This window comes from Priestia sp. 10L35 (genome assembly GCF_056395685.1).
In genome coordinates this window covers 479032-498938 of record NZ_JBFTKA010000002.1, presented here as the reverse complement: position 1 = coordinate 498938, position 19907 = coordinate 479032, and the positions used below count along the sequence as shown (strand labels likewise).

22 protein-coding genes and 1 pseudogene are annotated in these 19907 nt (G+C 35.4%); 18 read left to right on the top strand and 5 right to left on the bottom strand.

Annotated elements, in window-relative coordinates:
• Positions 1-399 precede the first annotated feature (399 nt).
• The 5 genes from proC (at position 400) to AC1DEF_RS08530 (ending at position 4769) form a co-directional block, all read left to right on the top strand.
• Positions 400-1242: a pyrroline-5-carboxylate reductase gene (gene proC / locus AC1DEF_RS08550; RefSeq protein WP_013056987.1), complete on the top strand. Its 843-nt coding sequence runs from the start codon at positions 400-402 to the stop codon at positions 1240-1242.
• Positions 1243-1329: 87 nt separating this feature from the next.
• Entirely contained in the window at positions 1330-2436 is a 1107-nt protein-coding gene (gene proB, locus AC1DEF_RS08545) for a glutamate 5-kinase (RefSeq protein WP_097823454.1), read from the top strand.
• A 114-nt stretch (positions 2437-2550) separates the two neighbouring features.
• Positions 2551-3813 (top strand): glutamate-5-semialdehyde dehydrogenase, encoded by a 1263-nt coding sequence (locus tag AC1DEF_RS08540; RefSeq protein WP_097823453.1) that lies wholly within the window; start codon positions 2551-2553, stop codon positions 3811-3813.
• Positions 3814-4171: 358 nt separating this feature from the next.
• Positions 4172-4369 (top strand): cold-shock protein, encoded by a 198-nt coding sequence (locus tag AC1DEF_RS08535; protein ID WP_013056990.1) that lies wholly within the window; start codon positions 4172-4174, stop codon positions 4367-4369.
• A 37-nt stretch (positions 4370-4406) separates the two neighbouring features.
• A complete protein-coding gene (locus AC1DEF_RS08530) occupies positions 4407-4769 on the top strand; it encodes a VOC family protein (RefSeq protein ID WP_097823452.1) in 363 nt (120 codons plus the stop codon).
• Between the two features lie 22 nt (positions 4770-4791).
• Here AC1DEF_RS08530 and AC1DEF_RS08525 read toward each other — a convergent pair whose 3' ends face one another.
• The gene (locus AC1DEF_RS08525) at positions 4792-5397 is read right to left on the bottom strand and encodes an RraA family protein (protein ID WP_097823451.1); all 606 of its coding nucleotides are present in this window, start codon (positions 5395-5397) and stop codon (positions 4792-4794) included.
• A 442-nt stretch (positions 5398-5839) separates the two neighbouring features.
• On the opposite strand from AC1DEF_RS08525, the pseudogene AC1DEF_RS08520 reads away from it, so the two are divergent.
• The 3 genes and pseudogenes from AC1DEF_RS08520 (at position 5840) to AC1DEF_RS08510 (ending at position 7346) form a co-directional block, all read left to right on the top strand.
• Positions 5840-6356, top strand: a pseudogene (locus AC1DEF_RS08520) (DUF3189 family protein).
• Positions 6357-6603: 247 nt separating this feature from the next.
• Positions 6604-7059 (top strand): hypothetical protein, encoded by a 456-nt coding sequence (locus AC1DEF_RS08515; protein ID WP_043982395.1) that lies wholly within the window; start codon positions 6604-6606, stop codon positions 7057-7059.
• Positions 7047-7346 carry a YxcD family protein gene (locus AC1DEF_RS08510; protein WP_013056994.1) on the top strand — a complete coding sequence of 100 codons (300 nt, stop codon included), beginning with the start codon at positions 7047-7049 and terminating at the stop codon, positions 7344-7346. Before AC1DEF_RS08515 ends, AC1DEF_RS08510 begins: the two co-directional genes overlap by 13 nt.
• Positions 7347-7391: 45 nt before the next feature.
• Here AC1DEF_RS08510 and AC1DEF_RS08505 read toward each other — a convergent pair whose 3' ends face one another.
• Positions 7392-9563: an MMPL family transporter gene (locus AC1DEF_RS08505; RefSeq protein WP_097823450.1), complete on the bottom strand. Its 2172-nt coding sequence runs from the start codon at positions 9561-9563 to the stop codon at positions 7392-7394.
• Positions 9564-9769: 206 nt separating this feature from the next.
• Between AC1DEF_RS08505 and AC1DEF_RS08500 the strand changes: the two genes are divergently transcribed.
• From AC1DEF_RS08500 to AC1DEF_RS08490, 3 genes are all read left to right on the top strand, one after another.
• Entirely contained in the window at positions 9770-10630 is an 861-nt protein-coding gene (locus AC1DEF_RS08500) for a dimethylarginine dimethylaminohydrolase family protein (RefSeq protein ID WP_097823449.1), read from the top strand.
• A gap of 126 nt (positions 10631-10756) precedes the next feature.
• Positions 10757-10960 carry an alpha/beta-type small acid-soluble spore protein gene (locus AC1DEF_RS08495; protein ID WP_013056997.1) on the top strand — a complete coding sequence of 68 codons (204 nt, stop codon included), beginning with the start codon at positions 10757-10759 and terminating at the stop codon, positions 10958-10960.
• 189 nt (positions 10961-11149) lie between these two features.
• Complete coding sequence (locus AC1DEF_RS08490) at positions 11150-11998, top strand: YihY/virulence factor BrkB family protein (protein WP_043982400.1); 849 nt, start codon at positions 11150-11152, stop codon at positions 11996-11998.
• A 33-nt stretch (positions 11999-12031) separates the two neighbouring features.
• Here the strand turns inward: AC1DEF_RS08490 and AC1DEF_RS08485 are convergent, their stop codons facing one another.
• Positions 12032-12307, bottom strand: coding sequence for a hypothetical protein (locus AC1DEF_RS08485; protein ID WP_043982401.1), 276 nt, complete (start codon positions 12305-12307; stop codon positions 12032-12034).
• 200 nt (positions 12308-12507) lie between these two features.
• On the opposite strand from AC1DEF_RS08485, the gene AC1DEF_RS08480 reads away from it, so the two are divergent.
• The 4 genes from AC1DEF_RS08480 to AC1DEF_RS08465 all read left to right on the top strand — a co-directional run bounded on the left by AC1DEF_RS08480 (position 12508) and on the right by AC1DEF_RS08465 (position 15802).
• Positions 12508-13440: an alpha/beta hydrolase gene (locus AC1DEF_RS08480; RefSeq protein WP_043982402.1), complete on the top strand. Its 933-nt coding sequence runs from the start codon at positions 12508-12510 to the stop codon at positions 13438-13440.
• A 372-nt stretch (positions 13441-13812) separates the two neighbouring features.
• Complete coding sequence (locus AC1DEF_RS08475) at positions 13813-13950, top strand: hypothetical protein (protein ID WP_176521222.1); 138 nt, start codon at positions 13813-13815, stop codon at positions 13948-13950.
• A 270-nt stretch (positions 13951-14220) separates the two neighbouring features.
• Entirely contained in the window at positions 14221-14796 is a 576-nt protein-coding gene (locus AC1DEF_RS08470) for a recombinase family protein (protein ID WP_097823448.1), read from the top strand.
• A gap of 142 nt (positions 14797-14938) precedes the next feature.
• Positions 14939-15802 carry a hypothetical protein gene (locus tag AC1DEF_RS08465; protein ID WP_318331304.1) on the top strand — a complete coding sequence of 288 codons (864 nt, stop codon included), beginning with the start codon at positions 14939-14941 and terminating at the stop codon, positions 15800-15802.
• Positions 15803-16427: 625 nt separating this feature from the next.
• Here the strand turns inward: AC1DEF_RS08465 and AC1DEF_RS08460 are convergent.
• Positions 16428-16628 (bottom strand): cold-shock protein, encoded by a 201-nt coding sequence (locus AC1DEF_RS08460; RefSeq protein ID WP_025908891.1) that lies wholly within the window; start codon positions 16626-16628, stop codon positions 16428-16430.
• Positions 16629-17355: 727 nt separating this feature from the next.
• Between AC1DEF_RS08460 and AC1DEF_RS08455 the strand changes: the two genes are divergently transcribed.
• On the top strand, positions 17356-18459 hold the full coding sequence (locus tag AC1DEF_RS08455) for a type I restriction endonuclease (protein WP_097823447.1): 1104 nt from the start codon (positions 17356-17358) through the stop codon (positions 18457-18459).
• A 327-nt stretch (positions 18460-18786) separates the two neighbouring features.
• Here the strand turns inward: AC1DEF_RS08455 and AC1DEF_RS08450 are convergent, their stop codons facing one another.
• On the bottom strand, positions 18787-19020 hold the full coding sequence (locus AC1DEF_RS08450) for a hypothetical protein (protein WP_097823446.1): 234 nt from the start codon (positions 19018-19020) through the stop codon (positions 18787-18789).
• Between the two features lie 239 nt (positions 19021-19259).
• On the opposite strand from AC1DEF_RS08450, the gene AC1DEF_RS08445 reads away from it, so the two are divergent.
• On the top strand, positions 19260-19649 hold the full coding sequence (locus AC1DEF_RS08445; RefSeq protein ID WP_097823445.1) for a hypothetical protein: 390 nt from the start codon (positions 19260-19262) through the stop codon (positions 19647-19649).
• 108 nt (positions 19650-19757) lie between these two features.
• On the top strand, positions 19758-19898 hold the full coding sequence (locus AC1DEF_RS08440) for a hypothetical protein (RefSeq protein ID WP_176521221.1): 141 nt from the start codon (positions 19758-19760) through the stop codon (positions 19896-19898).
• The last annotated feature ends 9 nt before the right edge of the window (positions 19899-19907 follow it).

Genomic DNA, 19907 nt, shown 5'->3' with positions numbered 1-19907 from the left:
TTATTTTAATGTCGACAGCACAGCGTGGTTTATATCAAAAGTAAATTTTTTTAAAAAAACCAAGATGCTGGTACATAGGTTCATTTTAGCAAACCTATTATATTGTTCAAATAACGTTTTCAAAATTCCTCTATTTTTTGCAAAAAAATTTTAAAGTCCAAACTATATAGTATGCCCCGATTTTCTTTATATAAACGTATTTTTATAAAAAAAATCGTTTTTTTTTGCAGAAAAAAATATTTAAAAAAGTTTTGTTTACGCTTACATATGCATAAGGTTATACGCTCAAGGAGGAAAAAAACGGTTAAATTCAACTTGACACTCTTTTTCAGCATGTTACTATAGGAACCGTTGAAAGAAACGAGAACAAAAATACGAACAAATGACAGGGGAGATTTGATGGATCAAAAACAAAAAGTTGCTTTTTTAGGTGCTGGATCAATGGCCGAAGCGATGATTTCTGGTATGGTCAATGCAAAGAAATTACCTGCTGAAAATATTATCGTAACAAACCGAAGCAATGATGCGCGACTGCACGAACTTGAAAATAGATATGGTATCACAGCAGTAAAGCGCAGCGAGCTGAAAACAGATGACATCGACGTTTTTATTCTAGCGATGAAGCCAAAAGGCGCTGAAGAGGCATTAAACGAATTAAAGCCTCAGATCAACAAAGACCAGCTTGTCCTATCTGTTCTTGCAGGGATTTCGTCTTCATACATGGAAGAGTTACTGCATGATGAACAGCAGGTCATCCGAGTGATGCCGAATACATCAAGTATGATTCAACAATCAGCAACGGCTATATCTCCAGGTCAATATGCTGCAATGGATGCTGTGCTAACAGCAAAAGAGCTGCTTTCTGCAATCGGAAAAGTATACGTGATTGATGAACCGCAAATGGACATTTTCACAGGAATTGCCGGAAGTGGACCCGCTTATTTTTATTTCCTTATGGAGCATATCGAAAAAGCAGCTAAAGAAGAAGGTCTCGATCCTGAGCTAGCACGTGAAATTGGCGCCCAAACCATTTACGGTGCAGCAAGAATGATGATGGAAAGAGATGAAACGCCGACGGAGCTTCGTGAAAATGTGACGTCTCCAAACGGTACAACAGCAGCTGGTTTAGACGCCTTAGCTAAACACGGCGGCGGAGAAGCAATGATGCAAGCAGTCAAAGGAGCATCAAAGCGTTCAAAAGAAATGAGTGCTCAACTACAAAAAGTGGCAAGTACTAATTAATTCGTCACTTATCTTCTTCGTGAATTCCTCACCACAAAAAAATAATCATAAACAAGAAAACATACAGAACACACTAGGAGTGATTTGATGAGTCCCGACAATAAGAAGCGGGTTGTAATTAAAATTGGAAGTAGTTCATTAACAAGTTCACACGGTGAAATCAGCAGACGGAAGCTCGAGCGCCTTGTGGACCAAGTCGTAGACTTAAAAGATAGCGGTCATGAAGTGCTATTAGTTTCATCAGGAGCTGTAGCTGCAGGGTACCGCAAGCTTGGCTGCTTAGAGCGACCTAGCTCTTTACCTGAAAAACAAGCAGCTGCCTCAATCGGTCAAGGACTGTTAATGGAGGCTTATTCAGAACTGTTTCTATCCCATGGATACGTTGCTTCTCAAATCTTAATCACGAGAGACGATTTTTCAGACGAAAATCGTTACAACAATGCACGAAATACAATTAACGTTCTGTTAGAACGCGGCATTGTGCCAATTGTCAATGAAAACGATACGGTAACCATCAATCGATTAAAATTTGGCGATAATGATACACTTTCAGCTAAAGTTGCTGGACTAGTGGATTCCGACCTGCTTATTATTTTATCGGATATCGATGGCTTATACAGCGCGGATCCTCGCCAGGATCCAAATGCAAAATTAGTTCCTCACGTAGGAGAAATTACGCAAGAAATCGAAGAATCTGCAGGAGATTCAGGAAGTTCAGTTGGAACAGGCGGTATGCGCTCGAAAATTGACGCGTTCAAAATCGCTATGGCGTCAGGAATTCCAGCATTTTTAGGAAGAGCCGGCGTGCCAAACATCTTAACACAAGCGGTTGATGGAGATGCAACAGGAACGTATTTTGAATCTGAAGATGATTCTGCGAACCTTAATCAGAAAAAACAGTGGATTGCGTTTAACTCTGGTCCTGAAGGGGAAATAGTAGTCGAAGATGCCGCGAAACGTGCAATTATTGAAGATAAAGAGCCTTTACTTCGCGAGCACGTTAAATATATTAAAGGCCACTTTAGTGAACGAGCAGTTGTACGTATTCTAGATAAAGACGAAAATGAGCTGGCTCTTGGTGTGACAAATTATTCATCTGATGAACTTGCAATGAATGAGCCAATTGATCAACCGATTGTAGACAGCGAAGGTCTGGTGTGTCACTTAGAAATTCCAGTACCGGTCGGTTTGTAAGCAAACATGCTGTAAAGAAAAGGAGCCCTTCCTTTTCTTTGCATGATTGCATTTACCTCTTATGCCTCACACTTTAAAATCAAACAAAACTAAAACGAATCCAGGAGTGATTTGGTGTTACAAACAAATGAAAAGTATTCAGTAGAAGAACAAGCTATTTCAGCAAAAAAAGCAGCTAAGCAATTAAGTTTACTGACAACAGAACAAAAAAATGATGCACTGTTAACGATTGCTTCTACACTTGAAAGCAACACGGAGTATATTTTAAAAGCAAATGAAGTAGACTTAAAAAACGGGAAAGAAAAAGGTTTTGATGAAGCACTGATGGACCGCCTTGCTCTTTCAGCGGAACGTGTAAAAGAATTTGCCAACGGCCTTCGTGAAGTTGCTGAGTTAGATGATCCAACAGGAGATATTTTATCAAGCTGGACATTGGATAACGGTCTAGATGTAAAGCAAGTACGCGTGCCTCTTGGCGTTATCGGAATGATTTATGAAGCCCGTCCAAACGTAACGGTAGATGCAACAGGGCTAGCGTTGAAATCTGGAAATGCCATTGTGTTAAAAGGCGGTTCTTCAGCTGTTTCATCTAACCAAGCTATCGTGGACATTATTCATAAAGCTCTTGATGAAACGCCAATCCCTAAAGAAGCGGTACAGTTTATTTCAAGTACAGATCGTGCGGCTACGCAAGAATTATTTACAATGAAAGAACATATTGACGTGCTAATTCCACGCGGAGGGGCCTCATTGATTCAAGCGGTCGTCAATAACGCAACGGTTCCCGTGTTAGAAACGGGAGTTGGAAACTGCCATATTTACATCGATGAACAAGCTGACGTTAAGAAGGCCATTCCAATTTTGATTAATGCAAAAACAGATCGACCAGCGGTGTGTAACGCAGCAGAAACGGTTCTTGTACACAAGAACTGGCTCGATTCTCATAAAGATGAATTGATTCAAGCATTCAACGATCATAATATTGAAGTATATGGTGACAAAGCGACAGTAGGTGAAATTCCTGGAGCAAAACCAGCGGCTGAAAAAGACTGGGCTGAAGAGTATTTGCGCTTAGCGATCGCGATGAAAGTAGTAGAGAGTGTGGATGAAGCGATTGATCACATCGAAACATATGGAACAAAACACTCTGAAGCGATCATTTCAGAAGATGAACAAGCCGTTTCACGCTTCATGTCTTTAGTGGATGCAGCCGCACTGTATCATAATGCATCTACGCGTTTTACTGACGGAGGAGCTTTAGGATTTGGAGCTGAAATTGGAATCTCAACTCAAAAGCTTCATGCACGCGGTCCAATGGGACTTCCTGCGCTTACGACAATTAAATATATTATGAGTGGAAACGGACAAACTCGATAAGAAATGAAAAGCGAGCCTAATCATGTGCTCGCTTTTTTTTATGAAAAGCAAAACAAGTAAATGGAAGCTGATTTGTAAAAAATTATAAACTCTGTTATAATAGTAAAATATATAATTTTTGTGATCTTCATTTTTGTTCTTTTCAGACTATCCCGTTGTTTTAAAAAAAGCAACTGCTATCTGCTTTGTTATAACTTCATTTTTATTTTAGTCTTTCAAGACGCCGTATGTATTCCTCAAAGATTGATTTACGGATGTATAGTATCACTTTATCTTGCACCATTTACCACATTTACACGCTAAGTTAATCTTCATTTATTATCCACTTAAAAAGTACTGTTTAAAGGAGACGATGTGTATGTATAATCGTAAAAATTTAGAGCCGGCTGTTATTGAAGAAACAAAAGTTTGGGAATGTACATCAGATACGTGTAATTGCTGGGTTCGAGATAACTTTAAAAGCGGAGATCAGCCAACTTGTCCAATTTGCAAAAGCGAAATGAAGCAAGCTGTAAAAGAACTGCAGGTTATTCATAATCCTAGAGTCATTGATTAATAACTTTTAGGAAGACGTTTTTGAAAGGGGTTTGTGGATGTTTCTAGGAATTGATCATGTTCAGCTTCTTGGTCCAGAAGGATGCGAGCAAGAAGCAAGAAATTTTTATGAAAATCTTTTAGGAATGAAAACTGTTCTTAAACCGGAAAATTTAAGGCACAGAGGCGGCATATGGTTTCAATGTGGGACTCAAGAAGTGCATATCAGTATTCAAGAAGACTACATACCTGCTAAAAAAGCGCATCCAGCTTTTGTCGTGGAAGATATCAAGACGCTTAGACGTAAGTTGGTACGCGGGGGCTGCGTTCTTTCTGAAGAAGAGCCTATTGCAGGGAGAGAGCGTTTTTTTGTTCACGACCCGTTCGGAAATCGATTAGAATTTTTACAATATGACAAATAAAAGACCTCCAAGCGGAGGTCTTTTATTTTAGGGCGTTATCTAAATACGTATATACCGTTTCTTTGCTAACTAATACTTTATTTTCTCTGTCTTTATCTTTTTGCCACTTTTCCCGCGCTTTTGCTAATACTTCTTCGGCTTCCTCTTTGGGAATGACAATGACTCCACCATCGTCACCTGCAATAAAATCGCCAGGATGAATTTTTACGCCCCCGCAGGAAATGGTTTCATTTACTATTCCTTTATTTTTTTTGCTGCTTGCTGCGATCGTAGAGCCCTTACAAAATACGGGGAAATTGAGTTTTTCAATATCTTCTTGATCTCGTATAACACCATCTAGCACAATACCGCTTATTCCAACAAGCTTCGCCATGGCTACTACGAAATCTCCTGCTAAGGCACGGTTACAGTAGCTTTTTCCATCAATGACGAGCACGCTTCCGGGCTCCGCTAATCGAATCGCTTCAAGCACTGAGTAATTATTACCAGCAGGCGTATCTACAGTAAGAGCCGGTCCAAATAGTTTGTAATGACGCTGCAACGGCTTAATAGAAAAGTCTAAGTGATTTGCACCTTCCATTGCATCTGATAAATTTGCTGTTGATAATGGGAACTGTTCATTCAACATCGTATCTCTCCTTTTTAACTTTAGTCTATCTATACATATTCATATAAGAGAAAGCTCTTATTTATGAAAGGGCAAGTATATAATATGAAGTATTGAAGACGAATTAACTACAAACGTGCAATGTTAGAAGCTTTCAGAGACAAATTTCATCCATTCACTAAATCTTTTTCCTGTATGTTATTCGTCATATAAGTATATAGATCCTTTATTGTTACTGTTTGAATGTCTCTATTACCAAGAATTTCTTGAATCTTTTTAAACTTCAATCAAGAGGGAAGTAGTTGTGGGACGTAAAGAATGGAGTGTAACAATTGTATTCCAGGATGTTTTTTGTACGGGTTTTAATAGGGAAAGAATAGAATTTCTTCTGGGAAATCTAAGAATGGAGCAGAGAAATTTTGATCATAATGAAAGGAGAGTTAGTTATTTAGGAGATGACAAGATGATTTATATTTATAACTGCTACGGAGGCACACATTCATCAGCATTGGCAGCTGCTTACCATCTGAAAAAGCTCCCTGCTAATAGAGAACCAACTGATAAAGAAATATTAAATATTGATGTTTTTAATAAATTGACTTCTAAGGATATGGGGAAGTTAATTTTTCATGGATATGATGAAGAAAAAAATGAAGTATATACATTAGGGAGAGGGTCTTCAAAAGTAGTAGTTCCTGCTATGTATGAGTTAGCCAATTTGCTAAATAAAAAAGGAGAATCACAAACGAAAATACTTTTTTCCAATACATCTCCCACCGTACCCTTATCTATGACACTAGGAGGTTTGTTTTCAAGAAGGTTAAAGATTAATGTAATAGGTGTTCCTTTATTAATTATTAATAATAGGTGCTAAGCAGGCCCATAAAGACATTATTAAATTAGTGGAGCAAACAAAGAATTCTGCAAAAGTCACTACCTCAAAAATAGAAATTTTAGATAATGTTTTCGGCGAAGTGTAAAATAAGCTATATATAATAAAGATGAAGGACCTTTGTTAGTTTTATGAATGCCTTTGATTTATACTTAACTGATGTTATATAAGCACGAAATACGTACAAATGTTTAATCCTGTGAACATTTGATGGAGCTTGATGCATTTTTATATAAAAAAGTGAAACCTTTTGGTATGATGAAACGTAGGAACATATATGGAAATCATATATGAAAAAACATATGTGACGTTAGTCATTTAGTGGAGGGAAAACAATGGTAAAAAAATTATTGGCCGCATTTATCGCATTAGCGGTTGTGTTTTCACCAGTCGGTGGATCACTTATTCATGACGGTTCAAACGTAGCAAGCGCAAAAGGGTATAAGTCAGGAAAGCGCTCTTTTGACAGCGGAAGCAATAACCAATCAAGCTTATTTAAAAACAATAACAATAATTCAGTTAAGCAAAACAATACGTCTAAAAACTCATCATCTAAAAGTACAGCGGCTAGCTCAAAGCGCGGCGGCTTAATGAAAGGTCTTTTAATGGGAGGAATTGCGGGCTTATTATTCGGAAGCTTACTATCAAGCTTAGGACCATTAGGACCAATTTTAGGCTTTATGGTAAACATGCTCGTGATTGTAGCTTTAATTCTTCTTGTAGTAAAGTTATTCCAAAGCGTACGTAGCAACAAGCGTAAAAATGAGGAAGTGAAATCTTGGAGACAATAAAAATTTCTGAACAAGATATTATCAATGCGATGTGTTTGTATATCGCAGAAAAGAAACAAGTTCAGCCTCAAGAAGTAGAGATTGAGCTAATGTATGATGATGACTACGGTTTTTCAGCAGAGTCATACGTGCATGATCGTAAGCAGGTTCATATTACTTTGAACATTATTGAAGCCCTGCGCTTTTGGCTGGATACGGAAATGAACGTAGACCCATACGCAGCAGGACTAGAACTGGAATTAGACGATGAAGAAGGCATTATCGCTTTTGCAAAATTAAGTCGATAAAGAAGCCTTCAATGCAAAACCCGCTCAAGTGAGCGGGTTTTTTTATTATGATTTTAACTGTTCGTTGGAACTGGACTTATCGCGTTTTTTAGTGAAAAACCACCAGTTGGCATCTCCAAGCAATTTCATAAGAGAAGGGACAAGAAGCATTCTGACAATTGTTGCGTCGATAAATATAGCTAAAGCAATTCCTACACCCATTTGTTTAACAGGCGTTACGTCTGTAAAAGCAAAGGCCCCTGTAATTACAATCATAATTAAAGCAGCGCTCGTAATGATTTTACTAGTGGAAGCTAGGCCTTCTACCGTTGCCACATTATTATCGCGGGTTTGATGATACACTTCGTGAATGCGCGAAATTAAAAAGACTTCATAGTCCATGCTAAGCCCAAATACAAGGCCGAAAACAAAGACCGGCAGTACTAAAGCAATATTAGATTCGGTAAGACCTAAATGTCCATTTTGAAACAGCCATACAAGTAAACCAAACGTAGCTGTTAAGCTTAAAATATTCATAATGATAGCCTTTAAAGGAATGAGGACAGAACGAAAAGCAATCATTAAAATGACATACGTTGAAAATAAAACAAGAGCCAAACCATATGGAGCTTTCTCATAAATTTCATCGAATATTTCCTGTTCGAATTTTGGATAGCCGCCAATATGAACGGTGAAAGGTGACCGTTTGTCTTTCCATTTTCGAACAAAATCTTTTGCTTGATCTGAATTTTGGTCTGTATCTAGCGTAGCTTTTATGAGCATATAATGTCCGTTAATGAACGAATCTACAGCTGGCTTTGTCTGTGCACTTATCTGCGGGTTTTCCAGCATAGCTTGAAGCTGGTCACTTGATTTTACGTTTAAAGCGGTAGAAATAGAATCGACTTGCTTAACTAACGAATCTTCTTTTAATTGTTTTATAAAAGTAAAGGCATTTGTTAAAGGCTTTTCATTTAGCATATCTTGCTTAGCTTCTAGCACAAAATAAACGTCTGCCGTGTTTTTATTTATAAACGTATCGTTATACGTGTCAAAAGCTTGACGAGACTCGTATTTTGTTGGGAGCGCTTCTGAAGACGGTATTTCTAGATGCATGTCTCGAACGGGAATAAGTGCTACTAACAAAATGATAAGAGAAACAATCGTCATAGTTACAGGCTTTTTCATGACAAATATAGCGAATGAACGCCACCTAGACTGACCGCCTTGTTCGCTGACTTTTAAGATGCGTAAACGATTAATGCGTGTACCTAATATAGCCAGTATGGAAGGAAGAAGCGTAAGAGCTGAAAACACAGCAATAAAAACAACAGCCATTCCTCCAAGAGCGACGTTTTGGAAAATATCCACTTGAATAAACAGCATTCCCGCTAATCCAATAAATACGCATAATCCCGAGAAGATGACCGAGCGTCCCGCTGTTTGAATGGTAATTTTGATTGCTTGTTCTACCGATTTTGTTTGAATTTCTTCTTTAAAGCGATTAATAAATAAAAGGGCAAAGTCAATACTAAGAGCTAATCCAATCATTGGAATCACATTTAAAATAAAGATGGACAGCTCTGTGTACGGATGAAAGAAATAGACAACGCCCATGGTGGTAACGACGGTTACAATTCCTATCATAAGAGGGATTGCAGCGGCTACCACGCCGCCAAAAGCTAGAAGAAGCACAACTAAAGCAACAGGAATACCAATGGCTTCCGCTTTTGCTAAATCAGCTTGGCTTGCTGTATTCATATCTTTTTCAATAATAGGACCACCGGTTAATTTTACACTCATTTCTTTTTCTTCAGCTGAAAGAGTTCTGATCTTTTCCACTCGTTTATCCATGGTGCCATCATCGTGATTAAAATGGATAATTCCATACGCTGTGCTTCCTTTTATCATCTTGTTAGAAGCCGTTGGCATGTCGACTTTCGACGCGTCTGATTTTCCCTTTGCTTTTTGCATATACTGAGCGATCGTTTGCTGGAATTTCGAGTCAGAAACTCCGTCTTTTTTTTCAAACAAAACGATGATCTGAGCTTCGCTAACGTCAAATTTATCAACTAAAAGCTGCTCGGTATCTTTATACATTCCTTTCACTTCAAATCCGTTTCCTCCCAGCACAGAAGGAAGCTTAGCCGCATAAAAGCCAAATCCGATAATTAGGATTATCCATAGTACTAATAAAATTTTCCTGCTCGCATATAATGCGTTCGCTACTTTATTCATATTAACCTCCAATTTTTTGTACAGTTACTAGACTATTTTATACTAACAGTTATTGTAATTAGAAGAAGTATTGTGTTTTTTTGTTTTTCTTGCCTGAAAAAGCTTTTTAGATAGATGCGCAGGGGTGCTTCCTCAGCAAAATCGTGTTTATGTTTCGGGTAATTTAGGGAACACTGTACATAAATGCACGAAGGGGGATTAAAAAGATGCAAATGAAACAGCCAGCTAAAATGACGAATAGTTATGGGTGTGAAAATGAGTATGATACATTAAAACGTGTGGTCGTTTGCCCACCTACATATATGAAAATTGAAGAAATTATTAATGAAACACAAAAGCACTATGCGGATGAAAATATTGATGAGAGCTTGGCTTCAAAGCAACACCGTCAATTTGTTGAATGCCTTCAAAAAGAAGGAGTGGAAGTCATCGGGCTATCTGCACAAGAGCCATTTCCAGAACAAGTATTTACGCGGGATATTGGCTATACGCTCGGAGACACCGTTATTGTCACGAAAATGGGCAGCGAGATTCGAAGTGGAGAAGAACAAGTGCTAGCCGATTGGCTGCAGCAGCAAGATATTCCTTTCCATCAGGTACTAGACCATCCTATTGAAGGAGGAGATGTGCTGATTGATGGACAAGCTATTTTTATTGCGCTCAGCGACCGTACAAGTAAAGAAGGTGTGGAGCATATCCAAGAGCTGCTTCCAGCCTATGAGGTTGTTCCGATTCCTATTGATCGGTCTTATCTTCACCTTGATTGTGTTTTAAATATTTTATCACCTACAGAAGCGCTCGTATTTTCACCCGCTTTACATGAGAAAGAATTAAATTTACTTCGCATGAAATATGACTTAATTGAAGTAACAAAAGAAGAGCAGTTTACGATGGGAACCAATGTATTATCAATCGGTAATCAGCGGGTGATCAGCTTGCCAATGAATACAGAAGTGAATGAAGAGTTAAGGAAACGGGGCTATAAAGTAATTGAAGTTGATATATCTGAAATTATTAAGTCGGGCGGTTCTTTCCGCTGCTGCACAATGCCTCTTGAACGAGTGTAAAAAAGCTTAAAAAGAAAAAAAGATCTCGGCGATAGCCAGGGATCTTTTTTTGAGGGATGTTGTATAAAATTTCAAGTGAAAGGAACATTAACCTATATAAGCTGTTGAAGGAAAGGAGTGATAAACATGGCAAATCGTAATCCTATTTTAGTTCAAGGTGCTGAACAGCTTCTTGATCAGCTAAAAACGGAAATCGCGGGAAGACTTAACGTTCAGCTTGGCGCTGAGCAAACAGCTCGTGCAAATGGTTCTGTTGGTGGAGAAATGACGAAGCATCTTGTTGCAATGGCGCAACAGCAATTAAGTGGTGCACAAGGACACATTCGCTAGTCTTCTCTACATAAACACTCTGATGAAAAGTTCTGGCTCTTTTGAGCTGGAACTTTTTTTGTGTAGGAAATATCTTTCTACTTTCTCTTGGTCGTTTGATTTGAGATTTTGCTTGAAATTCTCCACTTTCAAGGTTGAAAAGTGCATAAAATGGGAAAAGAACAAAAAAAGAGAAAGTAGAGGTTTATCATGAAAAAGCTATTATCATTTGGAAAAAGTCTTGGTAAAGAAATTCAAGAAGACCAAGCAACGGGACTAGCGGCTGAGCAAGCCTATTATTATATGCTATCATTATTCCCTATGCTTATTTTACTGATATCGATTGTTCCGTATCTATCTATTAAACCGGAAGAGGCAATCGATGTCCTTCAAAGCGTTATGCCGGGAGAAACGGCTGCAATCTTTAAAGATAACGTAGCTCAATTTGTAAGCCAACCAAACGGCGGACTACTGACTGTAGGGATTTTAGGAACCATTTGGTCTGCTTCAAACGGTATGAACGCCTTTATTCGTGCAATGAACCAAGCCTACGACGTGAAAGAACAGCGCTCGTTTATTAAAGTAAGAGGCTTGTCCATTCTTTTAACAATTGGATTAATTGTAACAATTGTTGTATCGCTTCTTTTACCAGTGTTCGGAGGGGTTTTGTTAAATTGGATAAGTGAATGGTTTTCTCTTCCTTCAGGTACAACAGTGGTTTTAAATATTCTGCGCTGGATTATCGGTGTCGGCATTATGGTACTTGTTTTATCCGTATTATACAGATTAGCGCCAAATAAAACATTTCCTTTTGCCCATGTATGGCCCGGAGCGCTCGCTGCTACGCTGTTATGGCAGCTGACATCTTTAGGGTTCTCATTTTACGTAAGCAACTTTGGCAATTATTCTGCTACTTATGGAAGCTTAGGAGGCGTGATTGTTCTGATGCTTTGGCTATTTTTAACGGGGTTAATTCTCGTTATTGGAGGAGAGATTAACGCTATTTATCACCGAAACAAAACGGCTGCGCCTCCTAAAGATACGTCTCAGGCGATGTAATAAAAAAGGAAACCTTTATAGAGGTTTCCTTTTTTAACGTTTAAAGCTATTCACAAGCTGTTTAAATGAGTTGGCTGTATATTTGACCGAATCTTTTTTGTACTGTACATCGGTTTTAATCGCTGCTTGTGTTACTTTTAAATGATTTGTTTTTTCTTTGATATAATCAGTTTCGTTTTGAAGATGTTGAGAAGTGGCATTTACAGAGTTCACAGTTGGCTTGATTTTTTTATTAAATGATACGCCTGCGTAAATAAGATACGCAAGTGATGCCAAAACAACAGCTAAGCTTATATAAACAATAATCATCGGTGTGCCTCCTTTGTACGTATTTATATTTATATAGGTGAGAATAAAATATATACGAATATCATCCTCTTTATTTAATTGTTATACCCATTTTTAATCAAAACAAACAAAAGTCTGCCGAGAAGACAATATATTGGATTTTTTCTGAAATTTCATTCATCATTACATATAGGGTTACCCTGAAAGGAGAGAGAAGAAGAATGCCGTTAGATCCGCATATTCAAATATTTCTAAATCAATATAATGAGATGCCCCGTCCTGCTTTAGAGGACGTTACACCCCCGCAGCTGAGAGAAATGGAAAAGATGTCTTTAACTCCTTCCAAAGAAGCGGTTAAAAAAGTATATAATAAAGAAATTGAATTAAATGAACATACGCTCACTATACGAGTGTATGAACCTGAAGGAACAGGGCCATTTCCCGCTCTTGTTTATTATCATGGAGGAGGCTGGGTATTAGGCAGCCTGGATACTCATGACTCCATATGCAGGTCGTATGCAAATGAAACAAACTGTATTGTAGTGTCTGTTGATTACCGTCTTGCTCCTGAAGATAAATTTCCCGCTGCAGTAAACGATGCCTATGACGCCTTGGATTGGATTTCAGCTCATGCGTCTCAATTAAATATCGATTCAAACAAAATTGCCGTCGGGGGCGACAGTGCCGGTGGCAACCTTGCTGCGGTTGTGAGCATTTTAGCAAAAGAAAGGCAGGGTCCGTCTATTGTTCATCAGCTGCTTATTTATCCATCTGTAGGATTTAAAAATCAGCACCCTGCCTCTATGAAAGAAAATGGGGAAGGATATTTTCTTTCAAAAGATCTTATGGATTGGTTTCGTCTTCACTACTTAAACAATAAAGAAGAAGAACAGCATCCCTATAACGCTCCGGTATTACTAGAAGATTTATCGAGTCTACCGAGCGCTACCATTATTACAGCACAGTATGATCCTCTAAGAGATAGCGGAAAAGACTACGCGGACGCATTAAAAAATCACGGTGTTCCCGTCACCTATGAAAATTATGAAACGATGATTCACGGATTTTTAGGGTTTCATGAATTTGTCCCACTCGCTCAGCAGGCGATCAATAAAAGCGCAGCTCAACTGCGTCAAGTATTTGATTCTATTTAAGGATATATAGTGTCATAAATCATACAAACTTGAGAAAAACAGCACATTGATGTGCTGTTTTTCTTTATTGATAGGGAGAAAAGATTGACAAGAGTTTCAAAAAATAGCCCATTATCTCTTTTAAAGTCATTTTGTTTGGAGTATAGTAGAAAAGTAGGATAAAAACATTTATTGACATTAAGTAAGGTGATTTTTCGAATGATAAAAACAAGTAGGTCAGCTGATTCAAGATCTGCGAAATCCTTACTAAACGTTGATATAATAAGGTTTTTAGAGGGTAGGTAAATAGTCATGAAGGCTAAAAATTGTCTATAATAAAAAAACTACCTGAACTGTTAAGGCAACTTCCATATTCAAAGGGGGTTGCCTTTTTTGTGTGCAAAGCGAATAAGAAAGGGAGCAAAAGTAACTCAAATAAATCTTAAAGAAGCTAAAGAGAAAATTATTAAGATTAAAACTTTAGAAGGCAATTTGAATTCTTTCTCTCATAACGAACATGCCAAAAAATAAAATCCACTATATCGCTTTGCTGAGAAATAACAAAGTTCTTTCTCACTCTCACACCCCTTTTTTACATCTCATTTAATCAATTTCAAAAATGGATTTAGGTATCTATGTATTGTGAATTTTAATTATTTAATCTTCACTAATAACATATTAACAGTTGCAAATACATTTTATTTCCTTTGATTACACTCTATTGATACATTATTACTTCATTGATATACTTGAGTTTGAAGTGTCTCATATACATATATCAAAAATAGAGGATGATTAGTTATGAAATATGGTTATGCTCGTGTATCTAGTGTAGGTCAAAATTTAACTGCACAAATCAGACAATTGGAAGAAGTAGGATGCGACTTAATTTTTAAGGAGAAAGTATCTGGAAGGAAGAAAGAGGAAAGAGAGCAATTTAATATTCTTCTTGAGACGGTACAAAAAGGTGACACCATTGTGGTTACAAAGTTAGACAGATTTGCCAGAAGTACCAAAGACGCTTTAAGTACAATTGAGTACTTAAACAACAAGGGTGTTTCTCTTGTTGTTTTAAATATGGGTGGGGATAAGGTTGATACAGCAACAGCTATTGGCAAGTTGATGATCACTGTCCTATCTGGTATTGCAGAGTTTGAAGCAGACATGATTAAGGAAAGACAATTAGAAGGTATTGAAGAAGCCAAAAAAAGAGGTGTATATAAAGGTAGACCTGCGAAGTATACAGAGAAACATAGAGGGTTACAACATGCAATTGAGCTATTTCATAACAGGGACACTAATAAGTTGACTGTTAAAGAAATTGAGGAAATAACTAAGATAAGTAGAGCTACTCTGTACAGAGCAGTTAAGAAATAGGAAAGTTGTATTGAGTGATTACGCTTCTTTACAAAAGGATAAATACGGAAAATTTAATAGGGTTATTTTGATTATCTACCTTTGTAAAATAAAGAAATTTTTGTATAATTTGGTTAAAAGGACGAAGGGGATTAAATAAATTATGAAGTTATTTAAATTAAATGTTAATACCAATGAGGTCTTTAAATTAAATGTCAATAACTATGAGCGTCAAACAAATAAGCAAGAGCCTTACTTCAATGAAAATAATAATGGAATTAAGCATTTTGCAGTTTGTCCAGCATGCAATAATCCTATAATAATAGTTAATTTATATGTAAAGAAAACGAAAGATGAAAAAAATAATAAATCTTTACATGGTAGACATTATAAAAATAGTATTAAGGGTCTTGCTGATTATAATGAAGAAAATTATGAAAGCTGCCCTTTTTCGAATCCACAATCTTTTAGTAAAGTAGAGAAAAGGGTAAATATTGAGAAAAGAAATGAAATTTTAAGCTTAATTAAAGTGTATCCACATATTCTATATAATTTTATAAGGGACATTACAAAAGTTAACTTTTCAGAAAATAAGTTTGCTGAGTTGGTTGGTAATTTTATGAAACTGGAAGGTTATTATTATATTTATATAAATAAATTTAATTTACCATATTCTTTTCTTAATATGCAAAAGAGTATTAATTTATATAGCCAAATTTTATATCCAAATACAGAAATTATTAAATCTATTAATGATAGTAAATATTTTAAAGTTAGTAATTACAACATGATAGAAAAAAAAGTACCTGATTTTGCGACAATCGGGCTTTATTTAGCAAATCATAAATTAAATAGTTCATCAGATGAATTTATTGATGTAGTAATATATGAGAAAGCCTCTAAGGACAATAAGGAAAATATTGTATATCAGAAAACTATAGAAATAAATCATACAAAATTTATTAGTTTCATTAATAAGGAAGCTAAGTTAAGAAGTATAGTAAACAGATATATAAAAAAAGAATAATTCTCAAAGGTAGGTTAACGAGAATTTAAGTTAATAATTAGAATGGCGAGTGAAAGGTGGGATTCTTTGCTTCTTGATAATTGAGCATATTTAAATCAAAATGGTAGGTGACACAGTCATATAGAACCTCAATTACATTAAATTTTATGTGCGTGTGGGGGTGACTTACAACCAATTTTACCGATTTGCACGATGATTAGTATATAAGCTCTACCACTCCTACTCAAATTTGAACAGTTAGTATAGTACTGCGATGGTATGAAAGTATGCTGTAAGAGTTGAGCGGAAAGGAGTAGAGATAGAAGCTGTTTTATAGATTTAAAGGAGGAGATTGATGTTTCATTCAATGAATAGTTTATTAGAACATCCTCTTGCTACTGCAAAAAGTACCTCAATAAAGGATGCTTTTATTGAATTATATTTAGAAAAACACTAGATAATAAAAAATTAGGTATTACAAGGATACTATGCTATACTGAGCTTACCATTTTCTTTACCAGTTACTATTTTTGTTTCGATATTCCCTATTCATTCATGAATAGGGTTTTTATTATTGTTTTAAAATTTTCAAAGAAATAAAAAACAGACTCTACTTGTAGAGTCTGTTTATATATAGTTGTATTAATTATGCTTTTTGAACGTTAGTAGCTTGAGGTCCACGTTGACCTTGCTCTACTTCAAAAGTTACAGCTTGACCTTCGTCTAAAGATTTGAAACCTTCGCTTTGGATTGCTGAGAAATGTACGAATACATCGTCTCCATTTTCACGTTCAATAAATCCAAAACCTTTTTCTGCGTTAAACCATTTTACTTTACCTTGTTCCATTGTTGTTGCCTCCTTGCGTGCTATGCACACATTGTGTTACTATTCTTGCTCAAATTTTCAGACGAAAGTTCTTAACTTGTCAATCTTTGCCGAACAAAAATAATTCTTCTTAAATGTAACAGAAACGGCGAGGTATTGCAAGTGAAGGTGAAAACTAGATGATATGCGTTAAATACTTTCGTAAATAAAAGAAGATTTTATAAGTGAATCCTGAACAGTTTAAGCTAGTCTGTATAATTGAAAAGTGCTATGTCTCCATTATCATATTAAATATTTAATACGTGTAAATGAATTAAAAAACCTATCTGTAAACATGTGAGTTACGTGTGGAAATGTTATTGTGGTTTCGGAAAATATCCGTCGAACTTTCAAAATGGTTAAATTTATTGTGGGTTTTTTCACGAAGAGGAATAAAAATATGTACCAAGATTAGATGTTTAGATTATAAATAAAAAGGCAATGAAAAAAGTATCCACTTATTGCTTTTTATCTAGAAATTAAAAATGTGTTGAAAGGGAGCTTAAATTCCTAGCCTTTAAGAAACTATTTTTAACATCTTGTAATTATATAAAAGAGCATTCACTGAGTTAGTCAAGAATCCTTGATAATAATGTTTTCATGAGTAAGTAACACTTGCGTTATACAATAAAAGTAAAAAAAGAACTTTTTTAAGACAATTATTTTCTAATTTTTCTAATACAGAAATAATACATAGGGAGAGAAGGAAATGGACAATTTTATTCAACAGATTAAGACTTTATCTAATAGAATAGAAAGAATTAAAGATAGCATTCAGACTGAGGAAGCAACAAAAACATCTTTAATTATGCCTTTAATACAGGCTCTTGGATATGATATTTTCAATCCGGAAGAACTTGTACCCGAGTTTATTGCTGACGTCGGGATTAAAAAAGGTGAAAAAATTGATTATGCGATTATGGATGGTATAAATCCTGTTATATTAATTGAAGCTAAATGTGTTCATGAGAAATTACATAAACACGATTCACAATTGTTTAGATATTTTGGTACTACTAAAGCAAAATTTGCTATTTTGACCAATGGGATAGAATACAAATTTTTTACTGATTTAGAAGAACCGAATAAAATGGATGAAAAGCCTTTCTTTATCCTTAACTTACTTGAGTTAAGAGAAAATCATTTATTGGAACTGGCAAAATTCCGGAAAAGTGTATTTAATATTGAAAATGTACTGACTACAGCATCAGAGTTGAAGTATACAGGAGAAATTAAACAATTTCTAAATCAACAATGGGAAGAGCCGAATGATGAATTTATTAAGTTTATTTTAACTGATGTTTATCAGGGGGTAAAAACAAAGAAAGTGATAGATAATTTTAGAGGGATTGTAGAAAAATCTCTAAGTCAATTTGTTAATGAAAAAGTGAATGATAAACTTCAAAAGGCTTTAAGTTCTGCTGACGGATATAATGATAATATTGATGTGGAAATAGGGAAAGCAGAAGTTGCTGTAACAAAAGAGCAAGAATTAATAGAAGAACTGGAAGAAGTAAGTAATGAACCTGTTGTTGTTACCACAGAAGAGGAAATAGAGGGGTATGTTTTAATTAAACTAATGTTAAAAGAAAGTATTGATGTAAATAGGGTATATTACAGGGACAATAAAAGTTACTTTAATGTTTTATTAGATGATAATATCCGTAAATGGATTTGTAGATTAGGTTTTAATACGAGCAATAAATATATTCAATTAAATGATGAACTAAAAACAACTCATAAATTAGATAATGTAAATGACATTTTGCTATATAAAGACGAGATAATTGATGTAGCTAGACAATTCCAGTAAGGAATAAAGAAAAATTGATACAGTAAGCAAAAATAATGGAGATAGATTTAAAATAAATAAAAAGAGGAAAGCAAATATTTTTGTTTTTCTCTTTTTATTTATAAGTATCCATTATGAGGTTAGAATTCTTAATCTGAAAGGAGAGCATACAGAAGGGGATCTACATAGATATCTAGAGAAAAAGTAATAATGAGTTTACAAGGTTTAACCAAGCATGAAGGTTATCAAGTTAATTTTGAATATATTAATTATTAGTTTACATTCTATCAAAAGTGTATGTAAATTAAAGGTTGTAATAAAAAGCATCCTTATACGTAGGGATGCTTTTCAAAGTGTATTTGTATTTCCACTTCCTAAAGTAGGTGTTGAACTAGGTGACTGTTGAGAAGAAGTGTTTTGAGAGCCTGTTACTGAACTTGAATTAGGACTTGCATTTGATCCCAAACCTGTTTGTGAATTGGATTCTGTACTTGTAACGGGACACACTTGATTTACATTTCCAAAAATAAAAGTTCCTCCAGAAATGTTACCAATCGTAAGTGAATTGATTTTAGCTACCATACGTTCTCATCCTTTCATCGATGAAGAAAATAGAATATACACTTAACATATGTTTAGCTTGTCAATTATGTATAGACGGGCTAGAGAAATAGGCGAGGTTATTATTGTTATAACTTCATAAATTGAATTCGGATTTATCTATGTCGTAAAGCATCTTGAAAATTGATTAATATTTAAAAAAGTGAGAATAACTAGCCTTTTGTAGAATAAAATAGTCTACACAAAAGGTGGGAATATTAATGGGGAAAAGTAAAAACTGGATGGATGCTTATGTTTCTAAAGTTTCAGGAAAACATTTCGAATTGTTATCGGTTCAAAGTGTCATTGATTCTTTTATTGACATGTTAAATGTAAAATTAAATGAAAACCAACAACCAGAAGTTGAATTTATTAAAGAGGAAAATAAAATTTCATTTCCAGATTGTTCAGTTTTTTTAAAAGTTCAAGGCTCTATATTGAGTGTGAGTAAAGTTTTAAAATCTAACAATCAAGTTGCTGGTGGAATTAAAATTTTCGATACAGGTTTAGCTTACCAACTAAAAACTGGTTCAAAGTTGATTGAAGAGGTTGAAACTATATCTGAAGCATTAGATAGGGCACTAAGTTATTTACTTGTAGAGCTGAGGTGAAAGTTAATATTTTTATAAGTTTAAGTCACTCATTTAGAGTGGCTTTTTATTTTGTAGAAGTTAATATGCTGAAACATAAAATCATTATTAAGAATAGAGCTAATATTAATGAATCAAGTACTCTTCGAGCAGTTGTTAGAGGGAAATATTGAATATGAAGACGTTCCAGAAGATACGGACATAGAGTTAACTGATGAGCAAAGGCATGAAAAGAGATTATGGTTAGTTGGAGTTTATGGTTTTTCGTAGGGAGCAGCT